Origin of the sequence: Streptomyces sp. IBSNAI002, assembly GCF_052244475.1 — a bacterium.
In the GTDB taxonomy this organism is placed as follows: domain Bacteria; phylum Actinomycetota; class Actinomycetes; order Streptomycetales; family Streptomycetaceae; genus Streptomyces.
The window spans coordinates 4,191,141-4,212,724 of record NZ_JBQPXG010000002.1; the positions used below are offsets into that span (position 1 = coordinate 4,191,141).

At 72.3% G+C, this 21,584-nt stretch carries 22 protein-coding genes and 1 tRNA gene; 11 read left to right on the forward strand and 12 right to left on the reverse strand.

Features of this window, described 5'->3' with window-relative positions; genetic code table 11:
* Positions 1–108: 108 nt before the first annotated feature.
* The gene (gene nth / locus ACTVZO_RS20155) at positions 109–1,002 is read right to left on the reverse strand and encodes an endonuclease III (protein WP_443303229.1); all 894 of its coding nucleotides are present in this window, start codon (positions 1,000–1,002) and stop codon (positions 109–111) included.
* Between the two features lie 233 nt (positions 1,003–1,235).
* Here nth and ACTVZO_RS20160 point away from each other — a divergent pair, with 233 nt between their 5' ends.
* Positions 1,236–1,910, forward strand: coding sequence for a Crp/Fnr family transcriptional regulator (locus tag ACTVZO_RS20160; RefSeq protein ID WP_003981529.1), 675 nt, complete (start codon positions 1,236–1,238; stop codon positions 1,908–1,910).
* 153 nt (positions 1,911–2,063) lie between these two features.
* Positions 2,064–2,870 (forward strand): nucleotidyltransferase domain-containing protein, encoded by an 807-nt coding sequence (locus tag ACTVZO_RS20165; protein WP_443299720.1) that lies wholly within the window; start codon positions 2,064–2,066, stop codon positions 2,868–2,870.
* On the opposite strand, the gene ACTVZO_RS20170 is transcribed toward ACTVZO_RS20165, so the two are convergent.
* The 4 genes from ACTVZO_RS20170 to ACTVZO_RS20185 form a co-directional block, all read right to left on the reverse strand.
* Positions 2,867–3,715, reverse strand: coding sequence for an MBL fold metallo-hydrolase (locus tag ACTVZO_RS20170; protein WP_443299721.1), 849 nt, complete (start codon positions 3,713–3,715; stop codon positions 2,867–2,869). The two genes, ACTVZO_RS20165 and ACTVZO_RS20170, sit on opposite strands and share 4 nt — an antisense overlap.
* Entirely contained in the window at positions 3,712–4,611 is a 900-nt protein-coding gene (locus ACTVZO_RS20175; RefSeq protein ID WP_443299722.1) for an NUDIX hydrolase, read from the reverse strand. Before ACTVZO_RS20175 ends, ACTVZO_RS20170 begins: the two co-directional genes overlap by 4 nt.
* A 120-nt stretch (positions 4,612–4,731) precedes the next feature.
* A complete protein-coding gene (locus ACTVZO_RS20180) occupies positions 4,732–5,205 on the reverse strand; it encodes a RidA family protein (protein WP_443299723.1) in 474 nt (157 codons plus the stop codon).
* Positions 5,202–5,363, reverse strand: coding sequence for a DUF4177 domain-containing protein (locus ACTVZO_RS20185; RefSeq protein WP_007264966.1), 162 nt, complete (start codon positions 5,361–5,363; stop codon positions 5,202–5,204). Before ACTVZO_RS20185 ends, ACTVZO_RS20180 begins: the two co-directional genes overlap by 4 nt.
* A 53-nt stretch (positions 5,364–5,416) precedes the next feature.
* Between ACTVZO_RS20185 and ACTVZO_RS20190 the strand changes: the two genes are divergently transcribed.
* Complete coding sequence (locus ACTVZO_RS20190) at positions 5,417–6,400, forward strand: ArsA-related P-loop ATPase (protein ID WP_443299724.1); 984 nt, start codon at positions 5,417–5,419, stop codon at positions 6,398–6,400.
* A gap of 23 nt (positions 6,401–6,423) precedes the next feature.
* Positions 6,424–7,740: an ArsA family ATPase gene (locus tag ACTVZO_RS20195; RefSeq protein WP_443299725.1), complete on the forward strand. Its 1,317-nt coding sequence runs from the start codon at positions 6,424–6,426 to the stop codon at positions 7,738–7,740.
* Between the two features lie 36 nt (positions 7,741–7,776).
* Here ACTVZO_RS20195 and ACTVZO_RS20200 read toward each other — a convergent pair whose 3' ends face one another.
* On the reverse strand, positions 7,777–8,127 hold the full coding sequence (locus ACTVZO_RS20200; RefSeq protein ID WP_443299726.1) for a WhiB family transcriptional regulator: 351 nt from the start codon (positions 8,125–8,127) through the stop codon (positions 7,777–7,779).
* 397 nt (positions 8,128–8,524) lie between these two features.
* Between ACTVZO_RS20200 and ACTVZO_RS20205 the strand changes: the two genes are divergently transcribed.
* Positions 8,525–10,819: a transglycosylase domain-containing protein gene (locus ACTVZO_RS20205; protein WP_443299727.1), complete on the forward strand. Its 2,295-nt coding sequence runs from the start codon at positions 8,525–8,527 to the stop codon at positions 10,817–10,819.
* 100 nt (positions 10,820–10,919) lie between these two features.
* Here ACTVZO_RS20205 and ACTVZO_RS20210 read toward each other — a convergent pair whose 3' ends face one another.
* On the reverse strand, positions 10,920–11,381 hold the full coding sequence (locus ACTVZO_RS20210; RefSeq protein WP_443299728.1) for a GatB/YqeY domain-containing protein: 462 nt from the start codon (positions 11,379–11,381) through the stop codon (positions 10,920–10,922).
* 68 nt (positions 11,382–11,449) lie between these two features.
* On the opposite strand from ACTVZO_RS20210, the gene ACTVZO_RS20215 reads away from it, so the two are divergent.
* From ACTVZO_RS20215 to ACTVZO_RS20230, 4 genes are all read left to right on the forward strand, one after another.
* Positions 11,450–12,388 carry a metallophosphoesterase gene (locus ACTVZO_RS20215; RefSeq protein ID WP_443299729.1) on the forward strand — a complete coding sequence of 313 codons (939 nt, stop codon included), beginning with the start codon at positions 11,450–11,452 and terminating at the stop codon, positions 12,386–12,388.
* Positions 12,389–12,407: 19 nt separating this feature from the next.
* On the forward strand, positions 12,408–13,115 hold the full coding sequence (locus tag ACTVZO_RS20220; protein ID WP_443299730.1) for a Pr6Pr family membrane protein: 708 nt from the start codon (positions 12,408–12,410) through the stop codon (positions 13,113–13,115).
* 40 nt (positions 13,116–13,155) lie between these two features.
* Positions 13,156–13,229, forward strand: a tRNA-Pro gene (locus ACTVZO_RS20225).
* A gap of 113 nt (positions 13,230–13,342) precedes the next feature.
* Positions 13,343–14,857, forward strand: a complete 1,515-nt coding sequence (locus ACTVZO_RS20230) for a SulP family inorganic anion transporter (RefSeq protein ID WP_443299731.1) — start codon at positions 13,343–13,345, stop codon at positions 14,855–14,857.
* A gap of 30 nt (positions 14,858–14,887) precedes the next feature.
* Here the strand turns inward: ACTVZO_RS20230 and ACTVZO_RS20235 are convergent, their stop codons facing one another.
* The 3 genes from ACTVZO_RS20235 to ACTVZO_RS20245 all read right to left on the reverse strand — a co-directional run bounded on the left by ACTVZO_RS20235 (position 14,888) and on the right by ACTVZO_RS20245 (position 16,990).
* Positions 14,888–15,412, reverse strand: a complete 525-nt coding sequence (locus ACTVZO_RS20235) for a DUF5956 family protein (RefSeq protein ID WP_443299732.1) — start codon at positions 15,410–15,412, stop codon at positions 14,888–14,890.
* A 39-nt stretch (positions 15,413–15,451) separates the two neighbouring features.
* Complete coding sequence (gene codA, locus ACTVZO_RS20240) at positions 15,452–16,756, reverse strand: cytosine deaminase (RefSeq protein WP_443299733.1); 1,305 nt, start codon at positions 16,754–16,756, stop codon at positions 15,452–15,454.
* 66 nt (positions 16,757–16,822) lie between these two features.
* A complete protein-coding gene (locus ACTVZO_RS20245; RefSeq protein WP_167739578.1) occupies positions 16,823–16,990 on the reverse strand; it encodes a hypothetical protein in 168 nt (55 codons plus the stop codon).
* A gap of 187 nt (positions 16,991–17,177) precedes the next feature.
* Between ACTVZO_RS20245 and ACTVZO_RS20250 the strand changes: the two genes are divergently transcribed.
* Positions 17,178–18,953: a prolyl oligopeptidase family serine peptidase gene (locus ACTVZO_RS20250; RefSeq protein WP_443303230.1), complete on the forward strand. Its 1,776-nt coding sequence runs from the start codon at positions 17,178–17,180 to the stop codon at positions 18,951–18,953.
* 34 nt (positions 18,954–18,987) lie between these two features.
* Positions 18,988–19,794, forward strand: coding sequence for an SURF1 family protein (locus ACTVZO_RS20255; protein WP_443299734.1), 807 nt, complete (start codon positions 18,988–18,990; stop codon positions 19,792–19,794).
* Positions 19,795–19,827: 33 nt separating this feature from the next.
* Here ACTVZO_RS20255 and ACTVZO_RS20260 read toward each other — a convergent pair whose 3' ends face one another.
* Together ACTVZO_RS20260 and ACTVZO_RS20265 are read right to left on the reverse strand one after the other, a co-directional pair.
* A complete protein-coding gene (locus tag ACTVZO_RS20260) occupies positions 19,828–20,892 on the reverse strand; it encodes a hypothetical protein (protein WP_443299735.1) in 1,065 nt (354 codons plus the stop codon).
* A complete protein-coding gene (locus ACTVZO_RS20265) occupies positions 20,889–21,560 on the reverse strand; it encodes a SigE family RNA polymerase sigma factor (RefSeq protein ID WP_443303231.1) in 672 nt (223 codons plus the stop codon). Before ACTVZO_RS20265 ends, ACTVZO_RS20260 begins: the two co-directional genes overlap by 4 nt.
* Positions 21,561–21,584: the final 24 nt, after the last annotated feature.

Sequence of the window (21,584 nt, forward strand, 5' to 3'; positions counted from 1 at the left end):
TCTCTGTCAGCACCGTCTCCCACACCGCCAAACGCGGTGCGGGTACCGATTCGTTCCTCAGGCGCGGCCGCCGCCGGGGCCCCGCGCCTCGATCGCCCCGGGGGCGGATCACGCCGGGGCGGAGCCCAGGGGCGCGGCCGGCAGGCCCGGGTAGTCCGGGGGCGGGGTCAGGCGCTGGCCCGGCTGGCCGCCCTTCTCGTACTTCAGCAGCTTCGCCGCCTTCTCCGGGTCCGTCTCGCCCTCCCCGTACGCCGGGCAGAGCGGGGCGATCGGGCAGGCCCCGCAGGCCGGCTTGCGGGCGTGGCAGATCCGGCGGCCGTGGAAGACCACGCGGTGCGAGAGCATCGTCCACTCGCTCCTGGGGAAGATCGCGCAGATCTCCGCCTCGACCTTCTCCGGGTCCTCCTGCTCGGTCCACTTCCAGCGGCGCACGAGCCGGCCGAAGTGGGTGTCCACGGTGATCCCCGGGACGCCGAAGGCATTGCCCAGGACCACGTTCGCCGTCTTGCGGCCGACTCCGGGCAGGGTGACCAGGTCCTCGAGCCGTCCCGGCACCTCCCCGCCGAAGCGGTCCCGCAGCGCCTGCGAGAGCCCGAGCAGGGACTTCGACTTCATCCGGAAGAACCCGGTCGGCCGGATCAGCTCCTCCAGGTGCTCCGGAGAGGCCGCTGCCATGTCCTCGGGGGTCGGGTAGGCCGCGAAGAGGGCCGGGGTCGTCTGGTTCACCCGCAGGTCGGTGGTCTGCGCGGACAGTACGGTCGCCACGAGCAGCTCGAACGGATTGCGGAAGTCGAGCTCCGGATGGGCGTACGGGTAGACCTCGGCCAGCTCGCGGTTGATGCGGCGGGCCCGGCGCACCATGGCCAGGCGGGATTCCGGCCTCGCCGCGGCAGGTCTCGCGGCGGTTTTCTTGGCCGAACCTTTGCCCTCGGGGGCGGGTCGGGCCTTCGCGGACGCCTCCACGGGACCTTGTTCGCCCACAGCAGAATTTCGGGCCGCCATCACTCCCGCGGACCCCTTGGCCTGTGCTCTCACCGGCTTATTGGACACCCGGCCAGCCTAAGGCCGGGCGCCGACACCCGCCCGGACCTCAGGTAACACCACTCTGATTGGTCTCTCATCACCCAGCACGCGCGTCCGTCCGGCATCCTTGGTAGTGATTGATCGCACTGTTTGAGCCGTCCGGCAAAATGGGAGACCGGTCCCCTGAGCTGGTCGACATAGGAGAGAAACTCGTGGACGACGTTCTGCGGCGCGCCCCGCTCTTCGCGGCGCTCGATGACGAGCAGGCCGCGGAGCTCCGCGCCTCCATGGGCGAGGTGACCCTCGCACGCGGTGACGCCCTGTTCCACGAGGGCGACCCCGGCGACCGGCTGTATGTCGTGACCGAGGGCAAGGTGAAGCTCCACCGCACCTCCCCCGACGGCCGCGAGAACATGCTGGCCGTCCTCGGCCCCGGCGAGCTGATCGGCGAGCTGTCGCTCTTCGACCCGGGCCCGCGCACCGCCACCGCCACCGCGCTGACCGAGGTCAAGCTCCTCGGCCTCGGGCACGGCGACCTGCAGCCCTGGCTCAACGCCCGGCCCGAGGTCGCGACCGCGCTGCTGCGCGCCGTCGCCCGGCGCCTGCGCAAGACCAACGACCAGATGTCCGACCTGGTCTTCTCCGACGTACCCGGCCGCGTGGCGCGGGCGCTCCTCGACTTGTCGCGCCGGTTCGGCGTGCAGTCGGAGGAGGGCATCCACGTGGTGCACGACCTCACGCAGGAGGAGCTGGCGCAGCTCGTCGGCGCGTCCCGCGAGACCGTGAACAAGGCACTGGCCGACTTCGCGGGCCGCGGCTGGCTGCGCCTCGAGGCCCGTGCGGTGATCCTCCTGGACGTGGAGCGGCTCGCCAAGCGGTCCCGCTGACCTTCCCGGCTCCGCGAAGGCCCCGCCCGTAGCCCGGGCGGGGCCTTCGCGCGCCCGGCCGCCGCGTCCGGCCCCACTCCGCCGCCCCGCTCCGCCGCCCGGACTCCGTCCGGGCTCAGCCGGATTCGCGGGGCCGCCGGGCACAGTGGAGGCATGGAGCACAGAGGCCTGGACGCGTACGGGTACTTCGAGCGGGAGGGGTCCCTCGGCGCGGTGCGCGGGGAGTTCCGGGGCGTCGTCGCAGCGGCGCGGGAGCGGACCGGCGACGCGTACGGGCGGCGGCTGCACAGCGCCTACCTGTACGGCTCCGTGCCGCGCGGAACGGCCCGGCCCGGGCGGTCCGACCTCGACCTGCTGCTCGTCCTGCACCAGGCGCCGGCCGACCAGGACCGGGACGCCGCCGAGGTGCTGGCGCGCGGGCTCGACGAGGACTTCCCGGAGATCGACGGGGCCGGCATCCTGCTCGAGGACAAGGCCCGTGTGCTGAGCGAGGCGGAACGATTCGACCTGGGCTGGTTCCTGGCCTGCCTGTGCACCCCGCTGCTGGGCGCGGACCTGGCCGAGCACCTGCCCCGCTACCGCCCGGACAGCCTGCTGGCCCGCGAGACCAACGGCGACCTGGCCGACCTGCTGCCCGGGTGGCGGACCAGGCTCCGGGAGGCCTCGGCCCCGGACGACTACCGCAGGCTGAGCCGGACCTGCGCGCGGCGCCTGGTGCGCACCGGATTCACCCTGGTCATGCCCCGGTGGGGAGGCTGGACCAGCGATCTCGCCGAGTCCGCGGAGATCTTCGGTACGTACTACCCGGAGCGTGCGGCCCAGATGCGGGCCGCGGCCGCCGTGGCGCTGGACCCCGTCGCCGACCCGGCGGTGCTGCGCGCGTACATCGAGGACCTCGGGCCGTGGCTCGCGGACGAGTACACCGCCCGGCACGGCACGAAGGCCCCCAGGAGCGCCTAGAGTTCGGGGCCGCCGGGGATCAGCCCGTGTTCCTGGAGGTACTCGAGCTGCGCCCGTACGGACCATTCCGCGGCCGGCCACAGCGAGCGGTCCACGTCCGCGTAGACGTGGGCCACGACCGCCTCCGGGGTCAGGAACCCGTCCTCGACGGCGGTCTCGACCTGCGCGAGCCGGTGCGCGCGATGGGCCAGGTAGAACTCCACGACTCCCTGGGCGTCCTCCAGGACCGGCCCGTGGCCCGGCAGGACCGTGTGCACGCCGTCGTCGACGGTGAGCGAGCGCAGCCGGCGCAGGGAGTCCAGGTAGTCCCCCAGGCGGCCGTCGGGGTGTGCGACCACGGTGGTGCCGCGGCCCAGGATGGTGTCCCCGGTCAGGACGGCGCGGTCGGCGGGCAGGTGGAAGCAGAGCGAGTCGCTGGTGTGCCCGGGGGTCGGGACCACCCGCAGTTCCAGGCCGCCGGTCCTGATCACGTCCCCCGCGGCCAGGCCCTCGTCGCCCAGCCGCAGGGCCGGGTCCAGGGCGCGGACCTTGGTGCCGGTGAGCTCCGCGAACCGGCCGGCGCCCTCGGCGTGGTCGGGGTGGCCGTGGGTGAGCAGGGTGAGGGCGATCCGCTTGCCGGCCCGCTCGGCGGTGTCGACGACCGCCCGGAGGTGGGCCTCGTCCAGCGGGCCCGGGTCGATGACCACGGCCTCGGTGGATCCGGGTTCGCACAGCAGCCAGGTGTTGGTGCCGTCCAGGGTCATCGCGGAGGGGTTGGGGGCCAGGATGTTGACCGCGCGGGCGGTGGCGGGCCCGGAGGTGACGTTTCCGCGGGGCTGGCCGGGCAGTGCGGCGGCATCGGTCATGAGGGGCCTCCGAGGCGCACTCGCTTGGTGAACTCGTCGTGGCCCGGCCAGCTGAGCACCAGCTCGCCGTTCTCCAGCGCGGCCCGGGCCAGTACGGGGGTCAGATCCTGCGCCCCGGCCGCGGCGAGCGCCTCGGCGGCGCGCCCGTACGGCTCGAGGGAGCGCAGGGTGGAGATGGTCGGCGGCATCATCAGCAGCTCGCCCTTGTCGTACCCGTCCGCGGCGTCGGCCGGGCGGATCCAGACGGTCCGGTCTGCTTCCGTGGAGGCGTTGCGGGTCCGCTGGCCCTCGGGGAGGGCGGCGACGAAGAACCAGGTGTCATAGCGGCGCGGCTCGAACTCCGGGGTGATCCAGCGGGCCCACGCACCGAGCAGGTCGGACCGCAGCCGCAGGCCGCGGCGGTCCAGGAACTGCGCGAAGGACAGCTCCCGCGCCACGAGGGCCTGCCGGTCGGCCTCCCAGTCGTCACCGGTGGTGTCGCCCACGACGGTGCCGGGGGTCTCGCCGGCGAGCAGCACGCCCGCCTCCTCGAAGGTCTCCCGTACGGCGCCGCAGACGATGGCCTGGGCGGTACGGGCATCCGTGCCGAGGCGGTCGGCCCAGTCCTCCTGGCTCGGACCGGCCCAGCCGACCTGGTGCTCCTCGTCGCGGGGGTCGACCCCGCCGCCGGGGTAGGCGTACGCGCCTCCGGCGAAGGCCATGGAGGCCCGGCGGCGCAGCATGTGCACGACGGGACCGGCCGGGGTGTCGCGCAGCAGCATCACGGTGGCGGCGCGTCTGGGGTCGACCGGGGTGAGGGAACCGTCCGCGAGCGCGCGGATGCGGTCGGGCCACTCCGGCGGGTACCACTGGCCTCCGGCGGGGGGCTGCTGCTGACCGTGCTGACCATTCGGCATGGCCGGATGCTACGGCCATCCGGCCCGATGTTCGAGGGCCGCCCTGTGCCCGGCCTCCCGGAACTCCGCGCCCCGAACGCCGACGGGGCCGGGAAGGCCGGCCCCGTCGGCGAGCGGGTGTCAGGCTCCGGCGGTCAGCTCGACCTGGATCTCGACCTCTACCGGGGCGTCCAGCGGAAGGACCGCGACGCCCACGGCGCTGCGGGCGTGGACGCCCTTGTCGCCGAGGACGGCGCCCAGGAGTTCGCTCGCGCCGTTCAGCACGCCCGGCTGGCCCGTGAAGTCGGGGGCCGAGGCGACGAAGCCGACGACCTTCACGACGCGCGCGATCTTGTCGAGGTCACCGACGAGCGACTTGACCGCGGCCAGGGCGTTCAGCGCGCACGTGGCGGCCAGTTCCTTGGCCTGCTCCGCCGAGACCTCCGCGCCCACCTTGCCGGTGACCGGCAGGCTGCCCTTGACCATCGGGAGCTGGCCCGAGGTGAACACGTACGCGCCCGACCGCACGGCCGGCTGGTACGTGGCCAGCGGCGGGACGACCTCGGGCAGGGTCAGGCCGAGTTCGGCCAGCTTCGCCTCGACGACGCCGCTCATGCCTTCTCCCGCTTGAGGTAGGCCACCAGCTGCTCGGGGTTGTTCGGCCCGGGCACGACCTGGACGAGCTCCCAGCCGTCCTCGCCCCAGGTGTCCAGGATCTGCTTGGTGGCGTGGACCAGCAGCGGGACCGTCGCGTATTCGAACTTCTTGGTCATGGGAGCGAGGGTAGTGCCTGCGGTCCGAGGCGAAGGAATTAGGCTCGGACGCTGTGAGCAGGCTCCAGGTGGTCAGCGGCAAGGGCGGCACCGGCAAGACCACGGTCGCCGCGGCGCTCGCGCTGGCCCTCGCACGCGAGGGCAAGCGGACTCTTCTGGTGGAGGTCGAGGGCAGGCAGGGCATCGCACAGCTCTTCGGTACGGAGGCGCTCCCCTACGAGGAGCGGAAGATCGCCGTCGCGCCCGGCGGCACCGGTGAGGTCTTCGCGCTCGCCATCGACGCCGAGCGGGCGCTGCTGGACTACCTCCAGATGTTCTACAAGCTCGGCTCGGCGGGCCGCGCGCTCAAGAAGCTCGGGGCCATCGACTTCGCGACGACCATCGCCCCCGGGCTGCGCGACGTACTGCTGACCGGCAAGGCGTGCGAGGCGGTGCGGCGCAAGGACAAGGCGGGCCGGTTCGTCTACGACCACGTGATCATGGACGCGCCGCCGACCGGGCGGATCACCCGGTTCCTGAACGTCAACGACGAGGTGGCGGGCCTGGCCCGGTTCGGGCCGATCCACAACCAGGCCCAGGCCGTCATGAAGGTGCTCAAGTCCCCGGAGACGGCCGTGCACCTGGTCACCCTGCTGGAGGAGATGCCCGTCCAGGAGACCGCGGACGGCATCGAGGAACTGCGCCGGGCCGGGCTGCCCGTGGGCCGGGTCGTCGTCAACATGGTGCGCCCGCACCACCTGGACGAGGACACCCTGCGGGCCGCGGCCGAGGACCACCGGGCCGGGCTGGCCCAGGCGCTGTCCCGGGCGGGCCTGGGCGGCGCACGCCGCGGCGGGCTGGCCGAGCGGCTGGTCGAGCCGCTGCTGGCGCAGGCCGCCGAGCACGCGGGCCGGGTGGAGCTGGAACGCGCGCAGCGCGCCGTACTGGCGGGGCTGGACGTGCCGACGTACGAACTGCCCCTGCTCGGCGCAGGAATGGATCTGGCCGGGCTGTACGAGCTCGCCAAGGAACTGCGGAAGCAGTCGGTGGGCGAATGAGCGAGGGGGTGCACACCGTGGGCATGGACACTCCGCCGCGGCTGGCCGTGGACGGGCTGCTGGACGATCCGCAGACCCGGATCATCGTGTGCTGCGGGGCGGGCGGGGTCGGCAAGACCACCACCGCCGCGGCCCTGGGCGTACGGGCGGCGGAGCGCGGCCGCAAGGCGGTCGTGCTCACCATCGACCCGGCGCGGCGGCTGGCGCAGTCGATGGGGATCGACTCGCTGGACAACACGCCGCGGAGGGTCACCGGGGTGGGATCCGGGGACGCGGACGGCGAGGCCGGCGGCGAGGCCGGCGGCAACGGGGGCCGGGGCGGGGGCGGGGGCGGGGGCGGTAACGGGGCTGCCGGCGGCGAACTGCACGCCATGATGCTGGACATGAAGCGGACCTTCGACGAGATCGTCGAGGGTCACGCGGACGCCGAGCGGGCCCAGGCCATCCTCGCCAACCCCTTCTACCAGTCCCTGTCGGCCGGCTTCGCGGGCACGCAGGAGTACATGGCGATGGAGAAGCTGGGGCAGCTGCGGGCCAGGGACGACTGGGACCTGATCATCGTGGACACCCCGCCGAGCCGGTCCGCGCTGGACTTCCTCGACGCGCCGAAGCGGCTCGGGTCCTTCCTGGACGGCAAGTTCATCCGCGTGCTGATGGCTCCCGCGAAGGTGGGCGGCCGGGCCGGAATGAAGTTCCTGAATGTCGGCATGTCGATGATGACGGGCACGCTGAGCAAGCTGATGGGCGCCTCGCTGCTGAAGGACGTACAGACCTTCGTGGCCGCGATGGACACCATGTTCGGCGGATTCCGCACGCGCGCGGACGCCACCTTCCGGCTGCTCCAGGCTCCCGGTACGGCCTTCCTCGTGGTCGCGGCTCCCGAACCGGACGCCCTGCGCGAGGCGGCGTACTTCGTGGAGCGGCTGGCCGCGGAGAAGATGCCGCTGGCCGGTCTGGTACTGAACCGGGTGCACGGCAGCGGCGCCGACCAGCTGTCCGCCGAGCGGGCCCTGGCCGCCGCAGAGAATCTTGAAGAAGGCGGCATTGTCGATCAGGAGTCCGGGAAAGCTGGACTTCGTGACTCCGCCGACCCCACCGACTCCGCCGACGACGGGCCTCCCGCCCCCGACGTGGACGAGATCACGGCAGGACTGCTGCGGCTGCACGCCGAACGGATGCAGGTGATCGCGCGCGAACAGCGCACACGCGATCGCTTCACCTCACTGCACCCCGAGGTGGCAGTGGCCGAAGTGGCGGCCCTGCCCGGCGATGTGCACGACCTCGCCGGGCTGCGGGCCATCGGAGAGCGACTCGCGGCCGGGGTTCCGGCCGGAGCATAGGCGTTCGGTGTCCGTACGACGTGGCGCCCGGGTGATCTACCCGACTGCCGCGTACGCCTCGTACGGAACGTCGATCTCGTCATCGGCATCCATGGTCAGGATGCCCGTACTGCGCTCGTACTCCGTACGGGCGGTCTCGAGCAGCCGTCGCCACGAGGTGACGGTGGGACGCCTGCGCAGCAGCGCACGGCGTTCCCGCTCGGTCATTCCGCCCCACACGCCGAACTCGACACGATTGTCGAGCGCGTCGGCCAGGCACTCGGTCCGCACCGGACATCCGGTGCACACCGCCTTGGCCCTGTTCTGTGCCGCTCCTTGAACGAACAGTTCATCCGGATCGGTAGTGCGGCAGGCTGCCTGCGCACTCCAGTCGGTAACCCAGCCCATCCCGGCGCCGTCCTCTCCCGAATCGAGGCTCCCCCACGGCGGTAGCGGCATATTCACCGCTGCCAGTTGAGGACGTTACGGAAGGCGAGCACAGTGCAACACCCCCGACGGGCCCAATCTTGAATGGTCCGAACGGACTATGGGTAAGCGGCAGATCACCCGACGGAGTGATCGGACGACATGCCCGACCATTCCGGCGATTCGGGTGAAATCACCGAGTCGCCAGTGGGCCGCCCTCATCACGGGAGGCGAGATTCGGACATGAGTCCACCCCATTCGGGAAGGGTGAAAATCAAGCCGAGGGGTTGATGTCGGACCGCGCTGCTGTGACAGTTGAGGACAGCTTAGGCCAAGGCATTCGCGCGTGTCCGGCGAATGAGAACGTAGGCTGCCCTCCATGGGAAAGAAGCGCTCGGGCGGCGGGCTCACGGGGAGCCAGCAGGCCGCCAAGTTCCTCGGGGTGTCCGTTCTCTCCGGAGTTGTGCTGGCCGGCATGGCGATTCCGGCGGCAGGAGCCCTGGGACTCGCTGCCAAGGGCACGGTCGAGGGATTCGATGAGATCCCGGCCAATCTCAAGACTCCGCCACTGAGCCAGCGGACCACGATCCTGGACTCCGAAGGTGGCTTGATCGCCACTGTCTATTCGCGTGACCGGCAGGTGGTCCCCCTCACGGCGATCTCCCCGTACATGCAGAAGGCAATCGTCGCCATCGAGGACTCGCGTTTCTACGAGCACGGCGCGGTCGACCTCAAGGGCATCCTGCGCGCGGTCAACCGCAACGCTCAGGAAGGCGGCGCCGCACAGGGCGCCTCGACGCTCACGCAGCAGTACGTGAAGAACGTGTTCGTCGAAGAGGCCGGCGACGACGAGACCAAGGTGCGCGAGGCCCAGGAGAAGAGCCTCGGCCGCAAGATCCGCGAGCTGAAGTACGCGATCCAGGTCGAAGAGGAACTCGGGAAGAAGAAGATCCTCGAGAACTACCTCAACATCACCTTCTTCGGCCAGCAGGCGTACGGGGTCGAATCCGCGGCCCAGCGCTACTTCAGCAAGCCTGCCAAGGACCTGGCCCTGGAAGAGGCCGCGCTCCTCGCCGGCGTCGTCCAGTCGCCGAGCCGGTACGACCCGGTGAACGACACGCAGGAGGCGATGAAGCGCCGCAACCTCGTCCTCCAGCGGATGGCCGACATCAAGGACATCTCGCAGGCCGAGGCGGACGCGGCGAAGGCCAAGCCCGTCACGCTGAAGGTGACCAAGCCGAAGAACGGCTGCATCACCGCGGTCAAGGGCGCGGGCTTCTTCTGCGACTACGTCCGCAACAGCTTCCTGACCGACGCGGTCTTCGGCAAGACCCGCGAGGAGCGGGCCAAGCTCTGGAACCAGGGCGGCCTGACGGTCCGCACCACCCTGGACCCGCAGTCGCAGGACGCGGCCAACGAGTCGATCAAGGACCACGTCAACCAGGACGACTCGATCGCGACGGCCGTGACCATGGTCCAGCCGGGCACCGGCCGGGTGCTGGCGATGGGGCAGTCCAAGCCGTACGGCTTCGGCAAGAACGAGACGCAGATCAACTACTCCGTGGACAAGCGGATGGGCGGCTCGAACTTCGGCTTCCAGGTCGGCTCCACGTTCAAGCCGTTCATCGCGGCCGCGGCCATAGAGCGGGGCATGCCGGCGTCCAAGGTGTACCCGGCGCCGAACAAGATGGACTATCCGAGCCCGGTGCAGAAGTGCGACGGCAGCAACTGGCTCAACCTGCCGCTGTCGAACGGCAAGCTGCAGACGGCCGAGAACGAGACCGAGGACGAGATCGGTCCGTACGCGCTGCGGACGGCGATGGAGAAGTCCATCAACACCTACTTCGTGCAGATGGTCTCGGAGATCGGCCTCTGCCCGGTCATGGAGATGACGCAGAAGCTCGGCGTGAACTCGGCCAACGGCGAGAAGCTCGTCGAGGCCCCCTCGATCGCGCTCGGCTCCGCCGAACTCTCCCCGCTGACGATGGCCAACGCCTACGCGACCTTCGCCAACCGCGGTGTGTACTGCACGCCGGTGGCCATCGAGTCGATCACCGACGCGCACGGCAAGGCGCTCGCCGTGCCGAAGCCCAAGTGCGACCGGGCCATGGCACCGGAGACGGCCGACACCATCAACACCCTGCTGCGCGGAGTGGTCGACTCCGGCACCGGTGAGCGGGCCGGCCTGACCGACCGCGACAGCGCGGGCAAGACCGGTACGACGGACTCCCGCTACAACGCCTGGTTCGTCGGCTACACCCCGAACATCTCGGGCGCGGTGTGGGTCGGCTCGGGCGGCGCGAAGAAGATCACGATGGAGAACATCGAGATCGGCGGCAGGTACTACCCCAAGGTCTTCGGCGGCGGCCTGCCCGGCCCGATCTGGAAGAACGCGATCACCGGCGCGCTGTCCGGCCGCGAGTCCGCCGACTTCACCACCGTCAGCATCCCGGAGCCCGTGCTCCCGGGCGGCAACAACGGCGGACGGCCGGCCACGAACCCGAGCAAGCCGGGGAAGCCCGGCAAGCCCGGCGGTGACAACAAGCCCGGCGGACGCCCCGGCGGCGCCGACGGCGGCGCCACGGGCGGTGCCACGGGCGGCGCCACCCCGGAGAACCCGTTCCCCGGCATCACGCTCCCGCCGGGTGTGATCGGCGGCCGCGAAGGCCAGTAGCGGGCGGCAGCACGACGAGAGGGGCCCCAGCCGGATCAGGCTGGGGCCCCTCTCGTCGCGTACGGCCTGTGCCGCGCGCGCGGCCTGTACCGCGTACGGCTCAGGCGAGCTGCTGCTTGACGACGGCGGCGACGCGCCCGCCGTCGGCCAGGCCGGCCACCTTCGGGTTCACGATCTTCATGACGGCGCCCATGGCCCGCGGGCCCTCGGCGCCCCCCGCCTTGGCCTCCTCGACCGCCTGCGCCACGATCGCGACGAGCTCGTCGTCGGTCAGCTGCTTGGGGAGGTAGGTGTCGAGGAACTCGCCCTCCGCGGTCTCCCGGGCGGCCTGCTCGGGGCGGCCGCCCTGGCCGAAGGCCTCCGCCGCCTCGCGGCGCTTCTTCGCCTCCTTGGCGATCACCTTGAGGACTTCCTCATCGGAGAGGACACGTGCCTCCTTGCCCGCGACCTCCTCCTTGGTGATGGCGGAGAGGGTCAGCCGCAGCGTGGACGAGTGCAGTTCGTCGCGCGCCTTGATGGCGGCGGTGAGGTCTTCCTGGAGCTTGGCCTTGAGCGTGGTCATGCACACGAGTCTGCCACCTGCGGGGGCGGTGGCGCCCGCGGGTTTTCCCGGTCTGCGACGATGGGGCCATGCGTGCGCGTTACGGAGTCCCCCTGAAGGCAGCTGCCGGAATCGCCGCGGTGGGGGCCGCGGGCGTGGCCTATGCCGCCGGTTTCGAAGCCCGTTCCTTCCGGCTGCGCCGGGTCACGGTGCCCGTCCTCCCCCAGGGCATGCGCCCTTTGCGCGTGCTCCAGGTGTCGGACATCCACATGGTCGGCGGGCAGCGCAAGAAGCGCGCCTGGCTCCAGTCCCTCGCGGGCCTGCGCCCCGACTTCGTCGTCAACACCGGCGACAACCTCTCGGACACCGAGGGCATCCCGGAGGTGCTCGACGCGCTGGGCCCCCTGATGGACTTCCCGGGCGTGTACGTCTTCGGGTCGAACGACTACTACGGGCCGCGGCTGCGCAACCCCGGCCGCTACCTGCTCGAGAAGGCCCAGGGCCGGCACGGGCTGAACGGCAACAAGCCGGTCGTCGGCGCCGTCCACAACCCGTGGGAGGAGATGCGGGACGCCTTCGACGCGGCGGGCTGGCTGAACCTCACCAACACGCGGGCACGGCTGAAGGTGGAGGGCCTGGAGCTGGCCTTCACCGGGCTGGACGACCCGCACATCAAGCGCGACCGCTACGAACAGGTCGCGGGCGGCCCGGAGCGGGACGCGGACTTCTCGATGGCCGTGGTGCACGCCCCGTACCTGCGGGTCCTGGAGGCCTTCACCGCCGACCGGTACCCGCTGATCCTCGCCGGCCACACGCACGGCGGACAGCTGTGCATCCCCTTCTACGGGGCGCTGGTCACCAACTGCGACCTGGACACCAAGCGGGTGAAGGGCCTGTCCACGCACGAGGCGGACGGCAACCGCGCGTACCTCCACGTCTCGGCCGGCTGCGGCACCAACCGCTTCACCCCGGTCCGCTTCGCCTGCCCGCCCGAAGCCACCCTCCTGACCCTGACGCCGAAGGCGTAGCGGCGGGTACGTTTCCGGGATGACCACAGCCCAGCGCGTCGTCCCGGCCGCCTTCCGCACCCTGATCTGCGCCGCGGCGGTGACGGGGGTCGTCATCGAGTGCGCGTACGGCAGCGTCCCGGTCGTGCTCAGCTTCTTCACCATCTGGACGAACATCGCGGTGGCGGTCGTCTTCGGCCTCTCCGCCGTCCGCGCGTGGCGGGGACGGCCGGACGTCGCCCCCCTCCACCGGGGCGGGGTGCTGCTCTTCATCCTGGTGACGGGGCTGGTCTTCCACCTGGTCCTGGCCAACCCGGCGAGCCCGTTCAACACGGCCGAGGATCTCGACAAGCTGACCGGGGCCAAGGCCGCCGCCAACCAGCTCCTGCACACGGTCACGCCCGTCGGCGCCGCCTTGGACTTCCTCCTCCTGACGGCCCCGCGCACCCTGCGCCCGCGGTACGCCCTCCAGTGGCTGGCCTTCCCGCTCGCGTACGTGACCTTCGCGCTGGTCCGAGGCGCGCTGCTCGCCCCCGGCACGAAGACCCGGTACACGTACCCCTTCATCGACGTGGCCCAGTACGGCTACGGCCGGGTCGCCCTGAACTCGTTCGTCCTGGGCATCCTCTTCTACGCCCTCGGCCTCGCCCTCGTCGCGGTGGACCGCCGCCGTCCGGTTCCGCCCCTGGCCGGGCGGGCCCCGCGTGAAAACCGGATTTCGTCTCCGGCCGAGGGTCCGCTAAAGTAATCGATGTCGCCAGGGCAGCAAGCGCTGCAAGGGTGACGATCGGGGTGTAGCGCAGCTTGGCAGCGCGCTTCGTTCGGGACGAAGAGGTCGTGGGTTCAAATCCCGCCACCCCGACTTCGTAAGACCAGGTCAAGGGCCTGATCCGCAGAGCGGATCAGGCCCTTCCTGTTGTCTCCGCGTGCCCGGCCGCCGGCTCGGGCGCGCCCGAGTCCGAGGTCTGAGCCCCCGTGTCTTCTTCTCCTGCGTCCGGGTTCGCGCGGCTGCGCGGCATACGTCGTCCGGGCCGGCGCGTGCGGCTCTCGCCCAAGGTGCTGCGGACCGAGGTGCTCGGCGGTCTGGTGGTCGCGCTCGCGCTGATCCCCGAGGCGATCTCGTTCTCGATCATCGCCGGGGTGGATCCGGCGGTGGGGCTGTTCGCCTCGTTCACCATGGCCGTAGTGGTCTCCGTCGTGGGCGGCCGGCCGGCGATGATCTCCGCCGCCACCGGTGCGGTGGCCCTCGTGATCGCTCCGCTGAACCGGGAGCACGGGCTCGGGTACCTGATCGCGGCGGTGATCCTGGCCGGCGTCTTCCAGATCGTGCTCGGCGCGCTGGGCGTGGCGAAGCTGATGCGGTTCATCCCGCGCTCGGTGATGGTGGGCTTCGTCAACTCCCTCGCCATCCTGGTCTTCATGGCCCAGGTCCGCGAGATGCGCGGCGTCCCCTGGGCCGCCTACGCGCTGTTCGCCGCCGGGCTGGGGCTGCTGGTGCTCTTCCCGAAGGTCACGAAGGCGGTGCCGGCGCCGCTCGTCTCGATCGCCGCCCTGACCGCGATCACCGTGGCCGCGGGCATCGCCGTGCCGGCCGTCGGAGACAAGGGCGCACTGCCGTCCGCACTGCCGGTGCCGGGCCTGCCGGACGTGCCGTTCACCCTGGACACGCTGACCCTGATCGCCCCGTACGCGCTGGCCATGGCGCTCGTCGGGCTGATGGAGTCGCTGATGACGGCGAAGCTGGTCGACGAGATCACCGACACCCGGTCCTCGAAGACGCGGGAGTCCATCGGCCAGGGCGTCGCGAACATCGTCACCGGGTTCTTCGGCGGCATGGGCGGCTGCGCGATGATCGGCCAGACGATGATCAACGTGAAGGTGTCCGGAGCCCGGACCCGGCTGTCGACCTTCCTCTCGGGCGTCTTCCTGATGGTGTTGTGCATCGTCTTCGGGCCGGTCGTCTCCGAGATCCCGATGGCGGCGCTCGTCGCGGTCATGGTGATGGTGTGCCTGGCCACCTTCGACTGGCACTCGGTCGCGCCGAAGACGCTCCGGCGGATGCCCGCCGGGGAGACCACCGTCATGGTCGTCACCGTCGTGTGCGTGGTGGCCAGCCACAACCTGGCCGTCGGCGTGGTCGTGGGCTGCGTGACCGCGATGGTCATCTTCGCGAAGCGGGTCGCGCACCTCGCCAACGTCACCTCCGTCCTCGATCCGGACGGCGGCCGGGTCGTCTACCGCGTGACCGGCGAGCTGTTCTTCGCCTCCTCCAACGACCTGGTCGGGCAGTTCGACTACGCGGGCGACCCGGACGAGGTGATCATCGACCTCGGCGCCGCCCACATCTGGGACGCGTCCTCGGTGGCCGCACTGGACGCGATCGGGCACCGGTACGCCCAGCGGGGCAAGACCGTGGAGATCACCGGCCTGAACGAGGCCAGCGCCCGCATCCACGGCAGCCTCAGCGGCGAACTCTCCTCCGGGCACTGACCCCCGGGTTCCGCTTCCCCTCCCCGGCCCCTACTCCTCGTCGAGCGCGGTGGGTCCGGCGAGTCCGGCGAGTTCGGTGCGCACCAGGGTGAGGAACTCCGGGGAGAGGCCGGGCTCCGTTCCCCGCGCCGCGGCCGTCGCGTCGAGGCGGGCGAGGAGCGCCGCCAGGGTGGGGAAGGGGCCGACGGGGCGGAGCAGCCAGAGCCGTCCCCGGGGGCGGGGCGGCAGGCCGAGGGCGGCGAGGGCGGTGTCGGTCTCGCCGTCGAGGCCGTTCAGGTCGGTGTCGGGGAGCGGGGCGCATTCGATCCCGGTGATGTGGCCGTGGCCGTCCAGCGAGGTCTCCACCGCCCAGTGCGTGGAGCGGTCCGGGATCCAGGTGCGGGCCGCCGGGGGCCAGACGTACGGGAGGAAGGCCCAGCGCAGTTCCTCGGGCGCGGGCTCCCAGCCGAGCACCTCCAGCTCCCGTACCTCGGGCAGCCGGTCCGGTTCCAGTTCGCTGCGGCCGGTGCGGCGCAGTGCGAGCGGGTGCGGTGTTCCGTCCTCGTCCCACGACATGCGGGCACGCTATCCGGCGCGGCCCCGCGAACCCGGTTCTCACACGCTGAAGTCGACCTCCGCCGGCGGCTCGCCCGGCCAGCTGAGGACGGTCGGGGCGGGCGGGGTCCGGGCCAGGACGGTGCCGTTCGAGACGACGTACCGGGGCCGGACCTGGCGGCGGATCGCCTCCTCGGGCGTCGGGGCCGGGAGCAGGACGAAGGAGGCGGGGGCGCCCTCCCTGATGCCGTACTCGGTGTCCGGCAGGCCCAGGACCCGCGCCGCACGGTCGGTCACCATCGAGAAGGCCAGCGGGATCTCGTCCGCGCCGGTCAGCTGGGCGGCGTACAGGCCGACCAGGGCGGTCTGAAGCGGATTGCCGGTGCCGAGCGCGTTCCAGGGGTCCATGACGTCGTCGTGGCCGAAGGCCACGTTGACCCCCGCCGCCAGCATCTCCTTGACCTGGGTGAGGCCGCGGCGCTTGGGATAGCCGTCGAAGCGGCCCTGGAGGTTGAGGTTGGCGAACGGGTTGGAGACCAGGTTGATGCCCGAACGCGACAGCAGCCGCTGGAGCTTGAAGCTGTAGGCGCCGTTGTAGGAGCCCATGGCCGTCGTGTGGGAGGCCGTGGCGCGCTCGCGCAGGCCCGAGCGGAGCGCGAGCGCGGCCAGTACCTCGACGAAGCGGGACTGCTCGTCGTCGATCTCGTCGCAGTGCGCGTCCACCCGCAGCCCGTGCTCCTCGGCCAGCGCGAAGGCGGTGTGCAGCGAGGCGACCCCGTCCTCCCGGGTGTCCTCGAAGTGCGGGATGGCGCCGACCACGTCCGCTCCGCGCGCCACGGCCTCGCGCAGCAGTGCCTCGCCGTCCGGGAAGGAGACGATGCCCTCCTGCGGGAAGGCCACGATCTGCAGGGTCATGACGTCCCGGACCCGGTCGCGGACTTCGAGGAGCGCGTCGAGGGCGGTGAGCGCCGGGTCGGTGACATCGCAGTGGGTCCGCACGTGCAGCACGCCCTGCGCCGCCTGCCAGCGCAGCACCCCGGTGGCCCGGGCGACGACGTCCTCGCGGGTCAGGGTCCGTTTGCGTTCGCTCCAGCAGGCGATGCCCTCCCAGAGGGTGCCGGAGGCGTTGGGGCGCGGCTGCCCGGCCGTCAGGGCGGTGTCGAGGTGGATGTGCGGCTCGACGAAGGGGGCGGTGAGGAGCGATCCGTGGGCCTCGATGAGGGTCCCGGTGGCGGGCGGCTCCTTCTGGTCGTCGTACGGGATCACCCGCGCGATCCGCCCGTCCTCCGCGACCTCGACGTCGCAGAGGCCGTCGGACGGGCCGTGAGCGTGCAGCAGCCGGGCACCCCGGACGATCATCCGCATGCGGTCAGCGTACGCACGCGGCCCGCCCCCTCGTGGGAGGGCGCGGGCCGTGACCGGGTGCCGGACTCAGCCGCGCTTGGCCTGAGCCTTCTGCTGCATGCCCCGCGTCTTCGCGGAGAGCGACTGCACGTCTCGGACGGCGGCCTTGGCGCGCGCCTCGGCCGCGGTGTTCTTCGCCAGTGCGCGCTCGGAATCCTGGTGGCCGTGGTGTCCGGTGCGAGCCTTCTTGGCCATGATCACTCCTCCTCGGGACACGGAACACGCGTACGGGTTCCACTGTGCGCCCGTCCGGAGCAGTCGGCATCCCGGCGCGGCGTGCGGCAAGAATGGGGGCATGACCAGCGACACCGATCTGACCACCGGCGAAACCGGCGAAACCGCGAACACGAGCACGACCCCGGGCACGGCCCCGGGTGAGGGGATGCCCGCCTGGGAGAAACGGTTCCGGGCGCCCCGCGTCGGGCTGCCCGAGTGGGCCGAGGACGCTCCGGACCGCTCGCTCTTCGTCTCCAATGCGACCGGGACCTTCGAGCTCTACGCCTGGGACCGCGCGACGGGCACCCAGCGCCAGGCCACCGACCGCCCCAACGGCACCACCGACGGCACCCTCTCCCCCGACGGCGAGTGGATCTGGTGGTTCTCCGACACCGACGGCGACGAGTTCGGCACCTGGGTGCGCCAGCCCTTCGCGGGCGGCCCCGACGAACCGGCCACGCCCGGCCTGGAGCCCTCCTACCCCTCCGGGCTGGCCATCGGCCGTGACGGCACGGCCGTCGTGGGCCGCTCCACCGACGAGGACGGCACGACGATCCACGTGTGGCGGCCGGACGGCAGCGCGCCCTCCGTGATCTACCGGCACCGCGAATCGGCCGGGGTCGGCGACCTGTCCCACGACGGGACCCTCGTCGCCGTCGAGCACACCGAGCACGGTGACGCCATGCACTCCGCGCTGCGCGTGATCACCCTCGACGGCGCCGCCGTCGCCGAGCTGGACGACTCCCGGGGCGGCACCGAGGATCTGGGCCTGGACGTACTCGGCTTCGCGCCGGTCGCCGGCGACACCCGGCTCCTGGTCGGCCACCAGCGGCGCGGCCGGTGGGAGCCGATGGTGTGGGACGTGGCCGCCGGCACCGAGGAGGAGCTCGCGATCGACCTGCCGGGCGACGTCAGCGCCGAGTGGTACCCGGACGGCTCCGCCCTGCTGATCGCGCACGAGTTCGAGGCGCGCAGCGAGCTCTGGCGGTACGACCTGGCCGCGCGGGAGCTCGTACGCGTGGACACGCCGCCGGGGACGGTGTCGGGTGCCACGGCGCGTCCCGACGGAACCGTGGAGTACCAGTGGTCGTCGGCGGCCGAGCCCTCGGCCGTACGGTCCACCTCGGGCGCGACCGTCCTGGACCCGCCCGGCTTCCGGGCGCCCGGCTCGGTGCCGGTGGAGGACGTGTGGGTGGAGGGCCCCGGCGGGCGGATCCACGCGCTCGCGCAGCGGCCGGCCGGGCAGGGCGACGGCCCCTTCCCGACGGTCTTCGAGATCCACGGCGGCCCCACCTGGCACGACAGCGACTCCTTCGCGGCGACCCCGGCGGCCTGGCTGGACCACGGTTTCGCGGTCGTCCGGGTCAACTACCGCGGCTCGACCGGCTACGGCCGCGCCTGGACGGACGCCCTCAAGCACCGGGTCGGCCTGATCGAACTGGAGGACATCGCCGCGGTCCGCGAGTGGGCGGTCTCCTCCGGCCTGGCGGACCCGGCCCGGCTGGTGCTCTCGGGCGGCTCCTGGGGCGGCTACCTGACGTTGCTGGGCCTCGGCACGCAGCCCGGCGCCTGGGCGGTGGGCCTGGCCTCCGTACCGGTCGCCGACTACGTGACGGCGTACCACGACGAGATGGAGGCCCTGAAGTCCCTGGACCGCACCCTCTTCGGCGGCACGCCGGAGGAGGTGCCGGACCGCTTCGAGGCCTCCTCGCCGCTGACGTACGTCGACGCGGTGACGGCTCCGGTCTACGTCGCGGCGGGCCTCAACGACCCGCGCTGCCCGATCAAGCAGATCGAGAACTACGTCGACCGGCTGGCGGCGCGCGATGCGGTGCACGAGGTGTACCGCTACGACGCCGGGCACGGCTCGCTGGTCGTGGAGGAGCGCATCAAGCAGGTCCGGATGGAGCTGGACTTCGCGCTCAAGCACCTGCCCCGCTAGACCCGCGCCGGTGCACCCCCCGTACGGTGGTGGGGTGCACCGGTTTCTCCTGACCCCGCGCTGGTGGGGGATCAACGTCTTCGTCGCGCTCGCCGTCCCCTTCTGCCTGTTCATGGGGTCCTGGCAGCTCGGCCGGTTCGAGGACCGCGTCGACAGCCACCGCGAGGCGACCTCCGAGCGGCCCGCCGAGCAGACGGCGGCGCCGCTGGACTCGCTGCTCCCGGTGGACAAGAAGACCTCCGGACGGCTGGCCTCCATCGCCGGGGAGTACGGCGACCAACTGCTGGTCCCCGAAAGGCGGCTGGACGGAGCGACCGGCTTCTACGTGCTGACCCTGCTGAAGACGGACTCCGGCAAGGCCGTCCCCGTGGTCCGGGGCTGGCTGCCGGGCGCCGCCGATCCGGCGAAGGCCCCGGCGGCGCCGGCCGGCCGCGTCGAGGTCACGGGCGCGCTCCAGGCCTCGGAGAACTCCGGCACCAAGGGGGTCCACTCCCAGGGCGGCCTGCCGGCCGGCCAGCTCGGCGTGATCGGGGCGGCCTCGCTGGTCAACATCGTCCCGTACGGCCTGTACGACGCATGGCTGACCGTGCAGACCCCGTCGGACGGCATGACGCCGGTGCCCGCCGCGGCCCCCAACAACACCGGGCTCGACCTGAAGGCCTTCCAGAACCTCGGCTACACCGGCGAGTGGTTCGTCTTCGTCGCCTTCGTGCTGTTCATGTGGTTCCGCCTCTACCGCCGCGAGCTGGAGACCCTCCGCGACGCGGAGGCGGGCCTGCTGCCGGAGGCCCCGGCGCAGCCGCGGGCGACGGCGACGGCGACGGCAGCCGAGCGGGTCTGACCCCGCCGCGCCCGGCCCGTTCGGCGAGGGCCCTTACGGCTTCGGCGTGTCCACCGGGATCGCTCCCGTGCGGTAGACCGTTCCCCCGCAGGCCTCGGGGATCGTCGTCCGGGTGACCGGGGCGCCCGACGGCGGCGTGTGCGACACGGCCACGCCCGGGGCGGCCGGGGGCGTGCTCCCCGTCTCCGGGTCGGCGACGGGCGTATCGGCGGACTGGCCCTGCGGCGGCTTCGCCCCCGCGTCCTGGCTCGCCGCGGGACAGGGCTCGGCCGACGGCACCCAGGCGAAGCGGACCTCGTACGCCGCGTTCGGCTGGAGCACCAGCAGGGGCGTCTCCGCCGACGGATCGGGCAGCAGCCCGCTCGCCGGGTCCCCCGCGGTGTGGCCGACCACGGCGACACCGCCGCCCGGGCCGGTCGGGGCACCGGCCGCGGCGGCCGCGGTCACGGTGTCCGGGCCGGTGACGAGACAGCCCTGCGCGGAGACGTTGGTGACCTTGAAACTGCCGTAGATCTTGCCGTCGGCCTCCGGGGTGCGGGCCGATCCCACCACGCCCAGCTGCTCTGCCCCGCACCCGGGGACACCCGGTGCGGACGCCGGCGGCTGCGGGCCGTTCCCGGTGCCCACGACCGTGCCGGGGTCGGTGCCGCTGCTCGACGGGCCGGCCGTCGCTCCGCCGGCCGGGGCCCCGCCGGTCTTCGGGTCCCGCTGCCCGGTGGTGCCGCCCGCTTCGGGCGCGCCGCCTCCGGAGCGGGTGGCCCTGGGATGGCTGCCCGATCCGTTCTGGTGCGGGTCCGAGGACGCGGCGCCCGGTTTCCCGGCCTCCGACCCGTGCCCGGCCATCGCCGAGTGGTCGGTGGTGGCGCCCTCGCCGGCCGTCATGTGCAGGGCGGCCGGGATGGCGGTTCCGGCGAGCAGGGCGACGGCCGCGGCGCCGACGAAGGCCTGCCGCTTGAGGGTCCGGCGGGCGGGGACGGCGTACCGCAGCCGCTCCAGCGCGCCGTCGGCGGGCTTCAGGCCCTCGACGGCCCCGTGCAGCAGGCCCCGCAGCCTGTCTTCCTCACTCGCGCCGCCGGGCGCCGTGTGGTCGTCCATCATGACTGCGCAGCCTCCATCGCCACCCGCAGCGCGGCAATGCCCCGCGAACCGTACGCCTTCACCGAGCCGAGTGACACCCCGAGCGTCTCCGCGACCTGAGCCTCCGTCATGTCCGCGAAGTAACGCAGCACGAGCACCTCTCGCTGGCGGCGCTGCAGTCCGCGCATCGCCTTGATCAGATCGTCCCGCTCCAGCTGGTCGTACGCGCCTTCCTCGGCGCTCGCCATGTCCGGCATCGGCTTGGACAGCAGCTTGAGGCCGAGGATGCGCCGGCGCAGGGCGGACCGGGAGAGGTTCACGACGGTCTGGCGCAGGTACGCCAGCGTCTTCTCGCGGTCACGGACCCGGTTGCGGGCCGAGTGCACGCGGATGAACGCCTCCTGGACCACGTCCTCGCAGGACGCCGTGTCGTCGAGGAGCAGCGCGGCCAGACCGAGGAGCGAGCGGTAGTGCGCCTGGTACGTCTCCGTGAGGTGGTCGACGGTGGTGCCCGCCACCACCTCGGTCACGGCCCCGGCCTCGGCCCCCGCGGGCGCCCCGCCCGCCTCAGCGCCGTCGCGCGGCGAGGGCACGCGGCCGCCCGGGGTCGGTACGGCGCCCCGGACGGGCACCTCGGACGGCCCGGCCGGCGGGACGGGAACGATCACAGGAAGACCGCCGCCGGGCATGCGGGAGCCCCGGCGCGACGGGAT

Bases quoted from the DNA above. Each gene is read 5' to 3' on its own strand.
- nth (WP_443303229.1), bottom strand. From the start codon at position 1,002: ATGGCGGCCCGAAATTCTGCTGTGGGCGAACAAGGTCCCGTGGAGGCG.
- ACTVZO_RS20165 (WP_443299720.1), top strand. From the start codon at position 2,064: ATGGAGCACAGAGGCCTGGACGCGTACGGGTACTTCGAGCGGGAGGGG.
- ACTVZO_RS20170 (WP_443299721.1), bottom strand. From the start codon at position 3,715: ATGACCGATGCCGCCGCACTGCCCGGCCAGCCCCGCGGAAACGTCACC.
- ACTVZO_RS20175 (WP_443299722.1), bottom strand. From the start codon at position 4,611: ATGCCGAATGGTCAGCACGGTCAGCAGCAGCCCCCCGCCGGAGGCCAG.
- ACTVZO_RS20180 (WP_443299723.1), bottom strand. From the start codon at position 5,205: ATGAGCGGCGTCGTCGAGGCGAAGCTGGCCGAACTCGGCCTGACCCTG.
- ACTVZO_RS20185 (WP_007264966.1), bottom strand. From the start codon at position 5,363: ATGACCAAGAAGTTCGAATACGCGACGGTCCCGCTGCTGGTCCACGCC.
- ACTVZO_RS20195 (WP_443299725.1), top strand. From the start codon at position 6,424: ATGGACACTCCGCCGCGGCTGGCCGTGGACGGGCTGCTGGACGATCCG.
- ACTVZO_RS20200 (WP_443299726.1), bottom strand. From the start codon at position 8,127: ATGGGCTGGGTTACCGACTGGAGTGCGCAGGCAGCCTGCCGCACTACC.
- ACTVZO_RS20205 (WP_443299727.1), top strand. From the start codon at position 8,525: ATGGGAAAGAAGCGCTCGGGCGGCGGGCTCACGGGGAGCCAGCAGGCC.
- ACTVZO_RS20210 (WP_443299728.1), bottom strand. From the start codon at position 11,381: ATGACCACGCTCAAGGCCAAGCTCCAGGAAGACCTCACCGCCGCCATC.
- ACTVZO_RS20215 (WP_443299729.1), top strand. From the start codon at position 11,450: ATGCGTGCGCGTTACGGAGTCCCCCTGAAGGCAGCTGCCGGAATCGCC.
- ACTVZO_RS20220 (WP_443299730.1), top strand. From the start codon at position 12,408: ATGACCACAGCCCAGCGCGTCGTCCCGGCCGCCTTCCGCACCCTGATC.
- ACTVZO_RS20235 (WP_443299732.1), bottom strand. From the start codon at position 15,412: ATGTCGTGGGACGAGGACGGAACACCGCACCCGCTCGCACTGCGCCGC.
- codA (WP_443299733.1), bottom strand. From the start codon at position 16,756: ATGCGGATGATCGTCCGGGGTGCCCGGCTGCTGCACGCTCACGGCCCG.
- ACTVZO_RS20245 (WP_167739578.1), bottom strand. From the start codon at position 16,990: ATGGCCAAGAAGGCTCGCACCGGACACCACGGCCACCAGGATTCCGAG.
- ACTVZO_RS20250 (WP_443303230.1), top strand. From the start codon at position 17,178: ATGCCCGCCTGGGAGAAACGGTTCCGGGCGCCCCGCGTCGGGCTGCCC.
- ACTVZO_RS20260 (WP_443299735.1), bottom strand. From the start codon at position 20,892: ATGATGGACGACCACACGGCGCCCGGCGGCGCGAGTGAGGAAGACAGG.
- ACTVZO_RS20265 (WP_443303231.1), bottom strand. From the start codon at position 21,560: ATGCCCGGCGGCGGTCTTCCTGTGATCGTTCCCGTCCCGCCGGCCGGG.